Annotated in this window: 4 protein-coding genes; 3 read left to right on the top strand and 1 reads right to left on the bottom strand. The window is 75.2% G+C overall.

The features are described from left to right. Positions 1 to 49: 49 nt before the first annotated feature. The 3 genes from ACIQVT_RS19450 (at position 50) to ACIQVT_RS19440 (ending at position 6242) form a co-directional block, all read left to right on the top strand. Entirely contained in the window at positions 50 to 877 is an 828-nt protein-coding gene (locus ACIQVT_RS19450) for an alpha/beta fold hydrolase (protein ID WP_403754763.1), read from the top strand. Positions 878 to 953: 76 nt separating this feature from the next. After that, positions 954 to 2726, top strand: a complete 1773-nt coding sequence (locus tag ACIQVT_RS19445; protein ID WP_403754760.1) for an MOSC domain-containing protein — start codon at positions 954 to 956, stop codon at positions 2724 to 2726. Between the two features lie 729 nt (positions 2727 to 3455). Then, positions 3456 to 6242: an AAA family ATPase gene (locus ACIQVT_RS19440; RefSeq protein WP_403754757.1), complete on the top strand. Its 2787-nt coding sequence runs from the start codon at positions 3456 to 3458 to the stop codon at positions 6240 to 6242. A gap of 107 nt (positions 6243 to 6349) precedes the next feature. Here the strand turns inward: ACIQVT_RS19440 and ACIQVT_RS19435 are convergent, their stop codons facing one another. Continuing rightward, a complete protein-coding gene (locus ACIQVT_RS19435) occupies positions 6350 to 16846 on the bottom strand; it encodes an SDR family NAD(P)-dependent oxidoreductase (protein ID WP_403754754.1) in 10497 nt (3498 codons plus the stop codon). Positions 16847 to 16956: the final 110 nt, after the last annotated feature.

The following is a 16956-nucleotide window of genomic DNA, read 5'->3' as shown; positions in this document are numbered from 1 at the left end:
CCATCGGGGCCGCGGTACTCACCGGCGCTTCGACCGAGAGGGGCGAGCGATGCCTTTCGTCACCACCAGGGACGACACCGAGATCTTCTACAAGGACTGGGGCACGGGACAGCCCGTGGTGTTCAGCCACGGCTGGCCGTTGAACGCCGACGCCTGGGACCCCCAGGTCCGGTTGATGGCGGGCAACGGATTCCGCGCCGTCGCCCACGACCGCCGCGGCCACGGGCGTTCCGGGCAGACCTGGGGCGGCAACGACCTGGACACCTACGCCGACGACCTGGCGCAGCTGATCGAAACCCTGGACCTGCGTGACGTCATCCTCGTCGGCCATTCCACCGGAGGCGGCGAGGTCACGCGCTATGTCGGCCGTCATGGCGGTGGCCGGGTCGCCAAGGCGGTCCTGCTCGGCGCGATCCCACCGCTGATGCTCAGGACGGACGCCAATCCCGAAGGGCTCCCCCGGGAGGCGTTCGACGCGATCCGCGAGGGCGTGGCGACCGACCGCTCACAGTTCTACCAGGACCTGAGCGAGGTCTTCTACGGCGCGAACCGGGAAGGGCACCAGGTGTCCCGGGGCACCCGTGACGCGTTCTGGCTGTGGTCGATGCAGGTGGGGATCGCGGGCGCCTACGACTGCGTCGAGGCGTTCTCGGAGACCGACCTGACCGAGGACCTGCGGCGTTTCGACTTCCCCACGCTCATCGCGCACGGCGACGACGACCAGATCGTGCCCATCGTGGCGGCCGGTGAGAAGTCCTCCCGGATCGTCAAGGACAACACGTTCAAGGTGTACCCGGGGGCCCCGCACGGCCTGTCGATGGCCCCTCCGTTCAAGGACGCCTTCGACGCCGACCTGCTGGCCTTCGCCCGAGGATGACCGCACGAGAACCCCGCGCGCCGGCCGGAACCGGACACCACCGCCAACGCCGGCCCGCCGCGAGAGAGGTGGCGTGGTGGCCACGCTGGAAGCAGTCAACGTGGGGATGCCGGCGGACGTCCCCTGGCACGGCAGGACCGTACGCACCGGCGTCCACAAGAGGGCCGTCGCCGGGCCCCGGACGGTACGACGGCTGAACATCGACGGGGACGGCCAGGGTGACCTGGCCGGGCACGGCGGTGAGCAGCGGGCCGTGCTGGTCTACCAGACCGGCTCCTACCGGTTCTGGGCGGGCGAATTGGGCCGGGACGACCTCGTCCCCGGGAACTTCGGCGAGAACTTCACCGTGGACGGACTGCCCGACGACGAGGTCTGCATCGGGGACCGCTACCGCATCGGGACCGCCTTGTTCGAGGTCACGCAACCCCGGGTGACCTGCTACCGGGTGGGCCTGCGGATGGGCGAGCCGCGGATGGCCGCGCTGCTCGTGGCCCACCACCGGCCCGGCTTCTACCTCCGCGTCCTCGAGGAGGGCGACGTCGAGGCCGGACAGGAGATCGTCAAGGTCTCCACCGGCCCCGAGGCGATGACCGTCGAAGAGATCGACAGCGTGCTGTACCTGCCCGGGCACACCCGCGAACAGGTCGAACGCGCCCTGCGCATCCCCGCGCTCAGCCCCGGCTGGCAGGATTCCATGCGGACGCTGCTGGAGCGGGCCGACGGCGGGAGCGGTGCCGCCTCGGGCAGCGCCGCGCTGAGCGAGGCCGCCACCGCGCCGCCGCCCGCCTGGCCGGGCTTCCGCCCGCTGAAGGTCACGGATGTCCGGACCGAGAGCCGCAGCGTGTTCTCGCTGTATCTGGCCGCCGACGACGGTTCGGCGCTGCCGGCCGGGCTGCCGGGCCAGTTCCTCACCGTCAGGGTCCGACCGCAGGGCGGCGGCCCCCCTCTGATCCGCAGCTACTCCCTGTCCGGGGCGCCGGGCACCGGCACCTACCGGATCAGCGTGAAGGTGGAGCCGCACGGTGCCGCCGGCAACGAACTGCGCTCCCGCCTGCGGGTCGGTGACCGGCTGGAGGCGGCCGCGCCCCGCGGCACCTTCTGTCTGGCCGATGGCGACAACCCGGTGGTCCTGCTGTCGGCGGGGGTGGGTGTCACCCCCGTCCTGGCCATGCTGCACGCCCTCGCCCGCGAGCACACCGGCCGCCGGGTGTGGTGGCTGCACGGAGCCCGCGACGGCACCGAGCATCCCTTCGCCCGGGAGAGCCGCAACCTCCTCGCCTCCCTCCCCGACGCCCGGTCCCTCGTCTACTACAGCAGGCCCGGGCCGAGCGACCGGCCGGGCGTGGACTACGCGGAGGCGGGCCACCTCTCGGCCGAGGCGGTCCGCGGGCTCGGCCTTCCCGTGGACGCCGACGCGTACGTGTGCGGCCCCACCGTGTTCATGGACGGCCTCACCGCCGCGCTGCGGGACTGCGGGCTCGCCGCCTCCCGCGTCCACACCGAGAGCTTCGGCGCGGGCCCCGCCGTGACCCCGGGGATCACGCATCCGTCGGCCACGATCGCACCCCACCGGCCGGCGGGGCCGCCCGGCACCGGCCCCGAGGTCTCGTTCGCCCGCAGCGGCCTCTCCGTGCCCTGGGACGACACCCAGGGCACCTTGCTGGAACTCGCCGAAGCCTGCGACATCCCCGTCCGGTGGTCCTGCCGCACCGGGGTGTGCCACACCTGCGAACTCGCCCTCATGTCCGGCGCTGTCCGCTACTCCCCCGAACCCGTCGGACCTCCGGCGGAGGGCAACGTCCTCATCTGCTGCTCCAGGCCCGCGGGTGAGGTCGTACTCGATCTCTGACGGCACGGCTCACCACGGCGGCGGGCCCCGTCACACGGGCCCGCGCGGACCGGTGGCGTCGGGGGTTTCGTGTACGAACGCGCGGTCCCGGGGCGGGCGGGCACACCGGCGGACAAGGCCGGGTTCCTTTCTTTAACCGTCCGGTAAATAAACGGTCTGTAAATAGTCGCCTGCGGGAACCGTCGGGACAGTAGGCAAGGTACAACGACATGACCGTAGTTGCCCCTCACTGACCACAGTTGACCCCTATAGGATGATGGTTGACAACGTTGACATAGACAGATACGGTTTACACCTGCTATAAGCCTCTAATCTTTAATTCGGGACTCGATCAGCAAAGCTGCGGACAACCGAATCAATTTCGGCCAGCAATTGGCCGAAACCGTTCGGTCCGTGGGTTTCGGGCCGCTCAGCGGCCTTACCGACGGTAAGCCCAGGCACAACAATGCGACGCGGCATTGGGGTCCGCCCGCAGCACGCGGCATAAACGGGAGACCAGGGGATGCGACGCCTCTCGCGCGATGCGGGCACGGATCACTCCTGCGGACGCGCGCGGCTCCGCCGCCGGTCAGAAGCCATCCACCAGGGCCGGACCGGCGCGGCGCGCCGCCTTTGCCACGGCGCCACCGCCCTCGCAGACTCGCCCCGCGGCGTTGTGCGGCGCGCACCCGCGCGGGGGAGACGGCGTACGTTCCGGCTCGGGGCGATAAAACTATGGGGGGACCCACGATGCACCTTTTCGGTCGTTCGAGAGAAATACGCGCCCTGTCCGAGGCGTTCGCCGACAGCACGCGGGGAAACGGCCGGCTCGTGATCATCACGGGCGGCCCGGGGTCCGGCAAGACCCAGCTGATGCATGAATTCCTCGCCACTCTGAACAGCACGGACGCGTGCGTCCTGACGGGTACGGCCTCTTGGGCGGAACGAGAACAGCCGATGAGCCTGGTCGGGCAATTAATACGCAACGCGGAGGCGGAGTGCGCGATATCACACCGCGCACCCTCGGCGGTGAACTCCCCGGCGGAGAATCGCCGCTCCTGCGCCCCCGGGCCGCACGCCCTCCCCACCCCCGCCGCACACGAGGCGACCGAGACTCTGCTGCGCCTCGTCCCGGATGGATACCCGCTGGTCATCGGCTTGGACGACGCCCACATGATGGACCAGGCCTCCCTCCAGACCGTCGTCCACCTGCTGCGCCGCAGCCGCTCCCGACGCGTGCTCGTGGTGTGCGCCACCTCCGGCCATTTCGGCGAGATCCGCTCGGCCGCCCACACCGAACTGCTCCGCCAGCCGCACCGCCGGGTACGGCTGGGCCCGCTGTCGGAGGCCGGCGTCGGCGAACTGCTCGCCGCCCAGGCCGGACGGGCCCTGCCCGGACACGTGCGCGCCGCCTACCACCGGGCCACCGCCGGCAGCCCGCTGCTCGTGCACGCCCTGCTGGACGACAGCACCCGCTTCGGCCCCGAGATCGACCGGCCCGTCGCCGGCGCCGCCTACCGCCAAGCCGTGCTGTCGCTGCTGCACCGCGGCCAGGGGGACCAGGTCCGGGTGGCCCGGGCCCTGGCCGCGCTCGGCACCCTGGCGCGGACGGTGCCCGCCGACGAGCTGGCCGGCACCACGCCCGCCGGCACCCAGGAAGCCGTGGACATCCTCAACTCCTCCGGCCTGCTGGACGGTCACGCCTTCCGGCACCCGACCGCCGCCGCGGCCGTCCTGGAGGACATGGACGCCGACGCCCGTGCCGAACTCCACGGCCGGATAGCCGACCTGCTGTATCGTTCCGGCGCCCCGGCCGTCGAGGTGGCACCGCACGTGTACGCCGCGGACGTCGTCCCGGCGCGGTGGGGCGCGGACATCCTGCGCGCCGCCGCGGAACAGGCGCTGGCCGCCGACGACGTGGGCCGCTGCACCGACTACCTCGGCCTGGTCCTGCGCGACTGCGCCGACGAGCAGGAACGCCATGCCCTGTCGGTGGCCCTGGCGCGCGCCGAGTGGCGCACCAACCCGGCGGCGGCCGGCCCCCACCTGGAACCGCTGCGCGAGGCCGCGCTGGACGGCAAGCTGAGCATGCGGGACACCGCCACCGTCCTGCGCTACCTGCTGTGGCGTGGCGACACCGAGCTGGCCGCCCAGGCCGTGTCCACCCTCGTCGACGTGCAGTCGCCCGCCGACGCCCAGATCGTCGCCGAGGTGGAGTTCGTCCGGCAGTGGTTCTACGGCGTCGCGCTCCCCGGCAGGGGCGCCTCGGTGACCGGCCTCGACCCGCGCCCCCGGCAGATGCGCGTCCACTCCGGCGGGCTCGCCTCGCGAGTGGCCGCGCTCGTCGGGGGCGAGGCCACCGACGAGTCCGCGGCGGCCGTCGCCCAGGCCGTCCAGGGACACCAGCTGGACCACCTCAACCTGGAACTGGTCGCGATGTCCCTGCTGGCCATCGCCCACGCGGACCGGCCCGCGGTCGCCGCCGAGGCCTGCGACGAGCTGCTGGAGAGCGCCGTGGAGCGTCGGGCGACGACCTGGCAGGCCGTGCTCGGCGCCATCCGGGCGGAGATCGCCCTGCTCCAGGGCGACATGACCACCGCGTCGCAGGGCGCGCTCGCCGCGCTCGGCAACCTGGCCGCCCCGAGCTGGGGGGTGCTCATCGGCCTGCCGCTGGCGACGGCGATCTCCGCGTACACCGCCATGGGCTCCTACGCCGAGGCCGAGCAACTGCTCCGGCACGACGTGCCGGAGCAGATGTACCGCACCGTGTTCGGCATCCAGTACCTGCGTGCCCGTGGTCACCACCACCTCGCCACCGACCGGCCCTTCGCGGCGCTGGGCGACTTCGAGACCTGCGGACGGCTGCTGCGCGAGGGCAACCCCAGTCTCCAGAAGGGTTTCCCCTGGCGGTCCGACCTCGCCCTGGCCAACCTGCGGATCGGCAAGGTCCGCACGGCCCGCGATTGGGCCGAGGAGCAACTGCGGCTGCCCGGGAGCCACAGTTCCCGTGCCCGGGCCATGGCACTGCGCCTGCTGGCGGCGACCTGCAAGCCGCACCGCAGGGCCTCGCTGCTGCGCGAGTCGATCGACCTGCTCAAGGCGTGCGGCGACCGCTACGCGCTGTCCCAGGCGTACGCCGACCTGTCCGCGGCCCACTACGAGCTGGGTGAGTACGCCCGGGCCCGGCTGGTGGCGCGGCAGGCGGCCCGGGAGGCCGAGGCCTGCCGCATCGAGTCGCCGGTCGACGTCCACCTGCTGGAGGACCCGGCACGGCCCGAGACCGCCGAGTCCGAGGGCGGCCCCGCCATCCTCAGCGACGCCGAGTGCCGGGTCGCCGGGCTCGCCGCGCTCGGCTACACCAACCGCGAGATCAGTGCCCGTCTGCACGTCACGATCAGCACGGTGGAGCAGCATCTCACCCGGGTCTACCGCAAGTTGAACGTGGCCAGCCGTTCGGAGCTGCCGTCGAAGATGCTGGAGCACCGCATCCCCAAGCTGTCGGACCGCTGGGACTGCACCAGCTCGTCCACGGGCTGAGCGGACCCGCCGCACGGGCCGGACGAGGAGCCGGCGGGAGGGGGGGGGGGGGGGGCGCCGCGCGCGCGCCCCCCCCCCCCCCCCCCCCCGCCCCTCCTGCCGTACGGTCAGCTGAAGCTGCCGAGTTCGTCGTCCAGGATGCCGAAGAGCTCGTCGGCCGTGGCCGTCTCCAGGCCCGCCCCTTCGGTGTGCCCGGTCCCGTTCTCCGGCGACTGTGCGGTGCCGTCCCACCGCGCGCTGAGGACGCGCAGCCGGGCGGCCACCCGGGCCCGCTGCTCCTCGTCCGGCGCGGCCGCCTCCAGCGCGGCCTCCAGACGCATCACCTCGGCCTCGATGTCGACCCGTCCGGCGGAGGTGTCGCCGCCCAGCTCGGCGAAGAGGTGCCGGGCGAGGGCGTCGGAGGTCGGATGGTCGAAGGTGAGCGTGGTGGACAGCCGCAGGCCGGTGTCGGCGCCGAGCCGGTTGCGCAGCTCCAGGGCGGCCAGCGAGTCCACGCCCAGGTCGCCCAGGGGGCGCTCGGGGTCGACGGCGCCGGCGGAGCCGTGTCCGAGGACGTCGGCGACGTGTCCGCAGACCGTCTCCACCAGCAGGCGCAGGGCGTCGGCGGCGCCCAGCCCGGCCAGCCGCCGCGGCAGCGGCTCGACGGCCGCGGGGGCGGCCGTCGCCGCGGCCCGGGCGGTGCGCCGTCCGGCCGCGGGGGCGAGACCCCGGACCAGGGCGGGGGCGTCCTCGGTGACCTGCACCCGGACCGGCAGCAGCAGGGCCCGGTCGGCGGCCGGGGAGTCCCCGGTGGCCAGCGCGCGGTCGAACAGGGCCAGCGCCCGGTCGGCGGGCAGCGGCAGGATGCCGTCGCGGGCCAGCCGGCGCAACTCGGTCTCGCCGAGCCCGGCCGCCATGCCCTCCCCCGTGTCCCACAGCCCCCAGCCCAGCGAGAGGGCCGGCAGCCCCTCGGTGCGGCGGCGCGCGGCGAGGGCGTCCAGGAAGGCGTTCGCGGCGGCGTAGTTGGCCTGGCCCGCCGCGCCCAGGGTGCCCGCGGCGGAGGAGAACAGCACGAACGCGGCGAGACCGAGGTCCCGGGTCAGCTCGTGCAGGTGCCAGGCGGCGTCGGCCTTGGGCCGCAGCACCGCGGCCAGCCGCTCGGGGGTGAGGTCGGTGAGCAGCCCGTCGTCCAGGACGCCCGCGGCGTGCACCACGGCGGTCAGCGGGTGCTCGGCCGGCACGGACGTCAGCAGGGCGCCGAGCGCGGCCCGGTCGGTGACGTCGCAGGCGGCCACGGTCACCGTGGCGCCCAGGGCGGCCAGTTCCTCCAGGGCGCCGGGCTCGGGCAGTCGTCCGCTCCGACCGGCCAGCAGCAGGTGGCGCACTCCGTGCCGGGTGACCAGGTGCCGGGCCAGCAGCCGGCCGAGGCTGCCGGTGCCGCCGGTGACGAGAACGGTCCCCGCCGGGTCCAGGGCGGGCGCCTGGGCCGCCTCCGGCTCGGTGACCCGCTCCAGCTCCGGCACGTACACCGTGCCCGCCCGCACGGCCAGTTCGGGTGCTCCGGTGGCGACGGCGGCCGGGAGGACGGCGGCCGAGGCGGGGTCGCCGTCGGTGTCGGCGAGCACGAACCGGCCGGGGTGCTCGACCGCGGCCGCCCGCACCAAGCCCCAGACGACGGCCTGCGCCGGGTCGGGCGCGCCGTCGGCGTGGACGGTGACGGCGGACCGGGTCGACACCACCAGCGGTGCGTCGTCCGGCGCGTCGGCGAGGTGGCGCCGCAGCGCGGCGAGGGCCTGTACGGCGGTCTCGCGGGCGGCCGCGGGCGGCACGGCGCCGGGGCCGGTGTCCGCGGTGAGGGTGAGGACGCGCGGTGCCGGCGCGGACGGGTCGGCTGTGACCGGCAGTTCGGTCCACCGCACCCGGAACAGGTCGCCGGGCTCCGGCGCGGCCTCGGCCAGCTGTTCGGCGGTCACCCGGCGGATGCGCAGCGAGGCCACCTCGGCCACGGGCGCGCCCGTGCCGTCGTACAGGCGCAGGGTCATGTGGTCGGTGCCGTGCGGGGTGAGCCGCAGCCGCACGGCCGTGGCGCCGGTCGCGTACAGGGTGACGCCCTCCCAGGCGAAGGGCAGGGTCAGCACGGTCGGGTCCTGGCCGTCGAGCAGGTCGATGGCGTGCAGCGTGGAGTCGAGGAGCGCCGGGTGCAGGGCGAACCCGGTGGCCGCGTCGGCGTCCGGCAGGGCGAGTTCGGCCCAGACCTCCTCGCCGAGCCGCCACGCACCGCGCAGGCAGCGGAACGACGGGCCGTAGGCGTAGCCCTGTTCGGCCAGGTGGCCGTAGGTGCCGCTGACGTCGACGGGGACGGCGCCGACGGGCGGCCAGTCGGTCACCGGGGCCGGTTCGGGCAGGGTGCGCGGGGCGAGGACGCCGGTGGCGTGCCGGGTCCAGGGGCCGTCCGTGCCCTCCGGGCGGGCGTGCACGGTGAGGCGCCGGCGGCCGTCGGTGTCCGGGGCGGCGACGGCCACCTGGAGGTGGACGGCGCCGTGCTCGGGCATGACCAGGGGGCGTTCCAGGGTGAGTTCCTCCGCGTGCGGGCAGTGGGTGCGGTCGCCGGCCTGGACGGCCAGTTCGACGAAGGCGCTGCCCGGGACGAGGACGACGCCCGCCACGGCGTGGTCGGCGAGCCAGGGGTGGGTGGCCAGGGAGAGGCGTCCGGTCAGGGCCACCCGGTCGTCGCCGGCCAGTTCCAGGGCCGCGCCGAGCAGCGGGTGCCCGGCCGGGGCCTGCCCGAGGCCGCCCGCGTCGGTGACCGCGCCGGGTTCGTCGTCCAGCCACAGCCGCCGCCGCTGGAAGGGGTAGGTCGGCAGGTCGGTGCGGCGGGCGCCGGTGCCGGCGAACACCCGCGGCCAGTCGACGGGCACACCGCGCACGTGTGCGGCGCCGAGCAGGGCCGCGAAGGTCCGCTCCTCGTCGCGGTCACGGCGCAGTGCCGGGACGAAGGCCGACCGTTCCGCGTCGGTCACGGCCTGCGCCGCCATGGCGGACAGGACGGCGTCGGGGCCGAGTTCGACGAACGTGCGCACGCCGTCGGCCTCCAGCGCGCGGACGCCGTCGCCGAAGCGGACCGCCTCGCGGACGTGGCGGACCCAGTAGGCGGGGTCGCACAGCTCGTCCTCGCCGGCGCGCACCCCGGTCACGTTGGAGACGACGGGGCGGGCGGGCGGCGCGTACCGCAGTTCGCGGGCGGTCTTCTCGAACTCCGCCAGCATCGGGTCCATCAGCGGGGAGTGGAAGGCGTGGCTGACCCGCAGCCGCTTGGTGCGGCGACCGGCGAAGGACGCGGCGACCGCGTCCACGGCGGCCTCGGTGCCGGAGACGACCACGGCGCGGGGCCCGTTGACGGCGGCGACGGACGCCTCGGGGCCGAGGTGGGGCAGCACCTCCTCCTCGGTGGCGTCGACGGCGAGCATCGCGCCCCCGGCGGGCAGTGCCTGCATCAGCCGGCCGCGCGCGGCGACCAGCCGGGCGGCGTCCGCCAGGTCCCAGACCCCGGCGGCGTGCGCGGCGGTCAGTTCGCCGATGGAGTGGCCGGCCAGCAGGTCGGGCCGTACGCCGTGGGACTCCAGCAGCCGGTACAGGGCGGTGCCGACGGCGAACAGGGCGCTCTGCGTGTAGAGGGTGTGGTCGAGCAGGCCGGCCGCCTCGGTGCCGGGCTCGGCCCACATGACGTCCCGCAGCGGGCGGTCGAGGTGGGCGTCGAGTGCGTCGCAGACCTCGTCCAGCGCCTGCCGGAAGGCGGGGTGGGCGGCGTACAGGCCGCGGCCCATGCCGGGGCGCTGGGCGCCCTGGCCGGTGAAGAGGAAGGCGGTCCCGCCGGGGCCGGGCCGGCCGTGGACCACGCTGTCCGTGGTGGTGCCGTCGGCCAGCGCGCTGAGCGCGGCGAGGAGTTCGTCCCGGTCGCGGACGACGACGGCGGCCCGGTGGGTGAGGGCGGCACGGTCCGTGGCCAGGGAGCGGGCGAGGTCGGGCAGCGGCCGGTCGGCGACCGCGCGCAGCCGGGCCGCCTGGGCGGCCAGCGCCTCGGGGGTGGCGCCGGAGACGACCAGGGGCAGCAGCGGGGCCCGGGCGGGCCCCGGGTCGGGGGCGGTCGCCTCGGCCGGTGCCTCCTCGATGATCGTGTGCACGTTGGTGCCGCTGATGCCGAAGGAGGAGACACCCGCCCGGCGCGGACGTTCCAGTACCGGCCACTCCCGCTCCTCGGTCAGCAGCCGCACCCGCCCCGCGTCCCAGTCCACCTCGGTCGAGGGGCGGTCCACGTGCAGCGTCCTCGGCAGCGTCCCGTGCCGCATCGCCATCACCATCTTGATGACACCCGCCACACCCGCCGCCGCCTGCGTGTGCCCGATGTTCGACTTCACCGAACCCAACCACAACGGCCGCTCCACCGGCCGGTCCTGACCATAGGTCGCCAGCAGCGCCTGCGCCTCGATCGGATCGCCCAGCGTCGTCCCCGTCCCGTGCGCCTCCACCACGTCCACGTCCGCCGCCGACAACCGGGCCGACGCCAACGCCTGCCGGATCACCCGCTGCTGCGACGGACCGTTCGGCGCCGTCAGACCGTTCGACGCACCGTCCTGGTTCACCGCGGAACCCCGCACCACCGCCAGCACCTCGTGACCGTTGCGCCGCGCGTCCGACAACCGCTCCAGGACGAGCATGCCGGCGCCCTCGGACAGGGCCGTGCCGTCCGCCGCGTCGGCGAAGGACTTGGCGTGGCCGTCGGCGGCGAGGTTGCGCTGCCTGCTGAAGTCCACGAACGTGTCGACGGTGGACATCACGGACACCCCGCCGGCCAGCGCGAGGGTGCACTCGCCCTGTCGCAGCGCCTGCGCGGCCAGGTGCAGCGCCACCAGCGACGACGAGCACGCCGTGTCGACGGTGAGCGTCGGGCCCTCCAGGCCGAGGGTGTAGGCGACCCGGCCGGAGGCCACGCTGCCGAGGCTGCCGTTGCCGAGGTAGTCGCGCACGGACTCGGGGACGCGGTGCAGGCGGCTGCCGTAGTCGTGGTACATCACGCCCGCGAACACGCCGGTACGGCTGCCGCGCACGGAGTGCGGGTCGATGCCGGCCCGCTCCAGCGCCTCCCAGGACGTCTCCAGCAGCAGGCGTTGCTGCGGGTCCATGGCGAGGGCCTCGCGCGGGCCGATGCCGAAGAAGTCCGGGTCGAAGTCGGCGGCGTCGTAGAGGAATCCGCCGGACCGGGTCGAGGAGCGGCCGGCCCTGCCGGGCTCCGGGTCGTACAGGCCGTCCAGGTCCCAGCCACGGTCGGCGGGGAAGGCGCCGATGCCGTCGCCGCCGTCGGCCAGCAGCCGCCACAGCTCCTCGGGGGTGCTGACGCCGCCGGGGTAGCGGCAGGCCATGGCGACGATGGCGACCGGCTCGTCCGCCTCCCGCTCCGGCGCGGCGGCCTCGGTGGCGGTGCCGTCCTCGGCGCCGAAGAGTTCGGTCCTCAGGTGCGCCACCAGCGCGCCCGCGTCCGGGTGGTCGAAGACCAGGGTGGCGGGCAGGCGCAGGCCGACCGCGGTGCCGAGGCGGTTGCGCAGTTCGACGGCGGTCAGCGAGTCGAAGCCCACTTCACGGAAGGAGCGGCGCGGGTCGAGCGTCATGTCGCCGCCGTGGCCGAGCACGGCGGCGGCGTGGGTGCGGACCAGCTCCATGAGGGCCGCGTCGCGTGCGGCGGGCTCCAGCGCGGCGAGCCGGTCGGCGAACGACACGGCCTCCGCGCGGGAGGCCGCGGTACGGCGGGCGCGGGCGGGCACCAGGGCGCGCAGCACGGCCGGCACGTCCGGGGCGCGGCGCAGAGCGACCAGGTCCAGGCCGATGGGGAGCAGCAGCGGCTCGTCGGCGGCCAGGGCGGCGTCGAACAGGCTCAGTCCCTCGTCGGTGGACAGCGGACGGACGCCCGCGCGGGCCATGCGGGCCACGTCGGCGTCGGTGAGGTGGGCGGTCAGCCCGGTGCGCTGCTCCCAGAAGCCCCAGGCCAGCGAGTGCGCGGGCAGCCCGTGGTGGCGGCGGTGGGCGGCCAGCGCGTCGAGGAAGGCGTTGGCGGCGGCGTAGCCGGACTGGCCGGCGCCGTCGACGGTGCCGGCGGCGGAGGAGAACAACACGAACGCGGCGAGACCGAGGTCGCGGGTCAGCTCGTGCAGGTGCCAGGCGGCGTCGGCCTTGGGCCGCAGCACGGCGTCCAGGCGGTCCGGTGTCTGGTCGGTCAGCAGGCCGTCGTCCAGGACGCCGGCGAGGTGGACGACCGCGGTCAGCGGGTGCTCGGGCGGCGTCTCCGCCAGCAGCGCGGCGAGTTGTCCACGGTCGGCGGCGTCGCAGCGGGCCACGACGATCTCCGCGTCCAGACCGGTGAGATCGGCGGCGGTGGTGCCACTGCGCCCGGCCAGCACCAGGCGGCGCACGCCGTGTTCGGCGACCAGGTGCCGGGCGACGGCGGCGCCGAGCACCCCGGTGCCGCCGGTGACGAGGACGGTGCCCTCGGGGTCGAGCGGCGGGATCCGGCCCGGCGGTGCGGTGCGGGCGAGCCGGGGGACGTGCACGGTGCCGTCGCGCAGGGCGAGCTGGGGTTCGCCGCCGGCCGCCGCGGCGGCCACCGCGGCGGTGGCATCACCGCCGTCCACCAGCACGAACCGGTCGGGGTGCTCGCCCTGCGCGGCCCGTACCAGGCCCCAGACGGCGGCACCCGCCAGATCGGTGACGTCCTCCTCCCCCACGGCGACGGCGCCCCGGGTGAGCACCACCAGGCGTGCGGAGGCGGTGCGTTCGTCCGCGAGCCACTCCTGTACGGCGGCCAGTACCCGCTCGGTGGCCCGGTGGACGCCGGTGACCGGGTCGTCGTGGCCGTCGACCGCCAGCACCACCCAGTCGGGCAGGGGGTCCAGTGCGGCCGGGCCCCGTTCGTCCAGCACGGCGTGGTCCGGTGCGGGCGTGGCGGGCACGGGCAGGGCGGGCCAGTCCAGGCGGTAGAGGTCGTCGACGCGGGCCGTGGAGGTGAGCGCGGCCGGGTCGACGGGTCGGGAGACCAGGGCCTCGACCTCGGCGACCGGGGCGCCCGTGGGATCGGCCAGCTGGACGGAGAGGGTCTCAGCGCCGTGCAGCCGGACCCGCAGGGCGGTGGCGCCGGCCGCGTACAGCGAGACCCCGGTCCAGGAGAAGGGCAGCCGGGCGGTGTCCTGGTCGTCGGTGACGAGGCCGTCGGCGTGCAGGGCGGCGTCGAAGAGCGCCGGGTGCAGGGCGAAGGCACCGGCGTCCACGGGCAGTTCGACCTCGGCGAAGGTCTCGTCGCCGCGCCGCCAGACCGCGCGCAGCCCCTGGAAGGCGGGCCCGTACTCGTAGCCGAGGCGGGCCAGTCGGTCGTAGGCGTCCTCGGCGGGTACCGGCTCCGCGCCCGCCGGCGGCCAGGCGGTGAGGTCGAAGGCGGGCGCGTCGCTCCCCGGGGCGAGCAGACCGGCGGCGTGCCGGGTCCAGGCGGTGTCGTCGGCGCCCTCGGGGCGGGAGTGGACGCTCAGCGCGCGGTGGCCGGTGTCGTCGGGGGCGGCCACGTGCAGCTGGAGCTGGAGCGCGCCTCGCTCGGGCAGGGTCAGCGGTGCCTGGAGAGTGAGTTCGGCGAGGTGCCCGCAGCCGAGGTCGTGGCCGACGCCGAGCGCCAGTTCCACCAGGGCGGTGCCGGGCAGCAGCGGGGTGCCGGACACGGCGTGGTCGGCCAGCCAGGGCGTGGTGGCGGCGGAGAGCCGGCCGGTGAACACGGTGCCGCCCCCGGCGACCGGGACGGTGGCGCCGAGCAGCGGGTGGCCGGTGGTCTCCAGGCCGGCGGCGGTGACGTCACCGGTGGCGGTGGACCGGCCGAGCCAGTACCGCTCGCGCTGGAAGGCGTAGGTGGGCAGGTCGGCGGAGCGGACCGGCAGGCCGGCGAAGACGGGTGACCAGTCGACCGGGACGCCGGCGACGAAGGCTTCGCCGAGGGCGGTCAGCAGGCGCTCGGGGCCGCCGTCGTCGCGGCGCAGGGAGCCCAGGCCGGTGATGTCGGCGCCGGCGGCGTCGGCGGTCTCCTCGATGCTGTGCAGCAGTACCGGGTGCGGGCCGCATTCGACGAACACCCCGTACCCGGCGTCCAGCAGGGTGCGGGTGGTCGGTTCGAACAGCACGCTCTGCCGCAGGTTGGTGTACCAGTACTCGGCGTCCAGGCCGGTGGTGTCGAGCCGGGCGCCGGTGACGGTGGAGTAGAACGGGACCTCGGCGGGGCGGGCCCGGACGTCGGCGAGGTCGGTGAGCAGCCGCTCGCGGATCGACTCCACGTGGGCGCTGTGCGAGGCGTAGTCCACCGGGAGCCGCTTGGCGCGGTCGCCGCCGGCCACGATGGTCGCGCGGAGTTCGTCCAGGGCGTCGGCGTCGCCGGACAGCACCACGGAGGAGGCGCCGTTGACGGCGGCCACCGCGACCCGTCCCTCGTAGCGGGTGACGAGGTCGCGCACCCGGGCCTCGGGCAGGGCCACCGACATCATGCCGCCGCGGCCGGAGAGTTCCCGGGCGATGGCCCGGCTGCGCAGGGCCACGACGCGGGCGCCGTCGGCGAGGGAGAGGGCGCCGGCCACGCAGGCGGCGGCGATCTCGCCCTGGGAGTGGCCGATCACGGCGGCGGGCCGCACCCCGTGCGAGCGCCACACCTCGGCGAGCGACACCATGATCGCCCACAGGACGGGCTGGACGACGTCCACCCGCTCCAGCGGCTGCCGCGCCCGTACGGTCCCGAGGAGGTCGAAGTCGGTGACGGGCGCGAGGGCCGCGGCGCAGTCTGCCATGCGGGCGGCGAACACCGGTGAGGTGTCGAGCAGGTCGGCGGCCATGCCGGACCACTGGGCGCCCTGGCCGGGGAAGACGAAGGCGATGCGGGACTGGCCGGCCGGCCGGCCGCGCACCACGTTCGGCGCGGTGTCGCCGCCCTCGGCGAGGGCGGCGAGGCCCGCGGTGAGGGCGTCCGGGTCGGCGCCGGTGACGACGGCGCGTTCGGCGAGCGCGGCGCGTCCGGTGGCGAGCGTGTGGGCGATGTCGGGGACGGGGTCGGCACCGGTGGCGAGGTGGTCGAGGAGGCGGCGGGCCTGGGCGGCCAGACCCTCGGGGTCGTTGCCGGACAGGACCAGCGGGAGCGGGCCGGTCCAGGCGGGCTCCTCGGCGCGGGGCTCGGCGTCGGGGGCCGCCTCGACGATGACGTGGGCGTTGGTGCCGCTGATGCCGAAGGAGGAGACGGCGGCGCGGCGGGGTTCGCCGTCGTCGGGCCAGTCGCGGGCCTCGGTGAGGAGTTCGACGGCGCCGGCCTCCCAGTCGACCTGGGAGGTGGGCTGCCCGGCGTGCAGGGTCTTCGGCAGCCGGCCGTGCCGGATGGCCAGCACCGTCTTGATGACACCGGCGACGCCCGCGGCGGCCTGGGTGTGGCCGATGTTGGACTTCACCGAGCCCAGCCACAGCGGCTCGGCGCGGTCCTGGCCGTAGGTGGCGAGCAGGGCCTGCGCCTCGATGGGGTCGCCGAGCGGGGTGCCGGTGCCGTGGGCCTCGACGGCGTGCACCTGATGGGGTTCCAGGCGGGCGTTGGCGAGGGCGGCGCGGATGACGCGCTGCTGGGAAGGGCCGTTGGGGGCGGTCAGGCCGTTGGAGGCACCGTCCTGGTTGACGGCGGTGCCGCGCACCACGGCGAGCACCGGGTGGCCGTTGCGCCGGGCGTCGCTGAGCCGTTCCAGCAGGAGCAGGCCGGCGCCCTCGCCCCAGCCGGTGCCGTCCGCGCCCTCCGCGAAGGACTTGCAGCGGCCGTCCAGGGCGAGGCCGCGCTGCCGGCTGAAGTCGATGAAGGTGTCGGGGGTGGACATCACCGTCACACCACCGGCGAGGGCCAGGCCGCACTCGCCGGTGCGCAGGGCCTGCACGGCGAGGTGGAGGGCGACGAGCGAGGAGGAGCAGGCGGTGTCGACGGTGACGGCGGGCCCCTCCAGGCCGAGGATGTAGGAGACGCGGCCGGAGGCGACGCTGCCCAGGTTGCCGTTGCCGAGGTAGCCCTCGACGCCCTCCGGGACCTCGGTGAGCCAGCTGCCGTAGTCGTGGTACATGACGCCCGCGTAGATGCCGGTGCGGCTGCCCTTGAGGGTGTGCGGGTCGATGCCGGCGCGTTCGAACGCCTCCCAGGCGGTCTCCAGCAGGAGGCGCTGCTGCGGGTCCATGGCGATGGCCTCGCGCGGGCTGATGCCGAAGAAACCGGGGTCGAACCGGGCCGCGTCGTACAGGAACCCGCCTTCGCGGACGTGGGTGCGGCCGGGGGCGTCGGGGTCGGGGTCGTAGATGCCGTCGACGTCCCAGCCGCGGTCGTCGGGGAAGCCGCCCACGGCGTCGGTGCCGGTGTCGACGAGCTGCCACAGCTGCTCGGGGGTGCTGACGCCGCCGGGGTAGCGGCAGCTCATGGCGACGATCGCGACGGGCTCCTGCGCCGCTTCGGTGACCCGTTCGTTGTGCTGGCGCAGCCGCTCGTTCTCGAGCAATGACTCGCGCAGCGCCTCGACGATCTGCTCGACGGATGTGTCCACGGTCGGTGTCGCTCCCTGCTGGCTCGGCGGCGCTGGTGACGCGGTGGAGGGTGCGCCGGGTGGGGGTGGTCCGGTACCGGACGCGGCGCGTCGTCCGGTACCGGATGAGG

This window comes from Streptomyces sp. NPDC100445 (assembly GCF_044759735.1).
GTDB lineage: Bacteria > Actinomycetota > Actinomycetes > Streptomycetales > Streptomycetaceae > Streptomyces.
The sequence above is the reverse complement of the archived record's forward strand: the minus strand, read 5'-3'. Positions and strand labels throughout refer to the sequence as shown.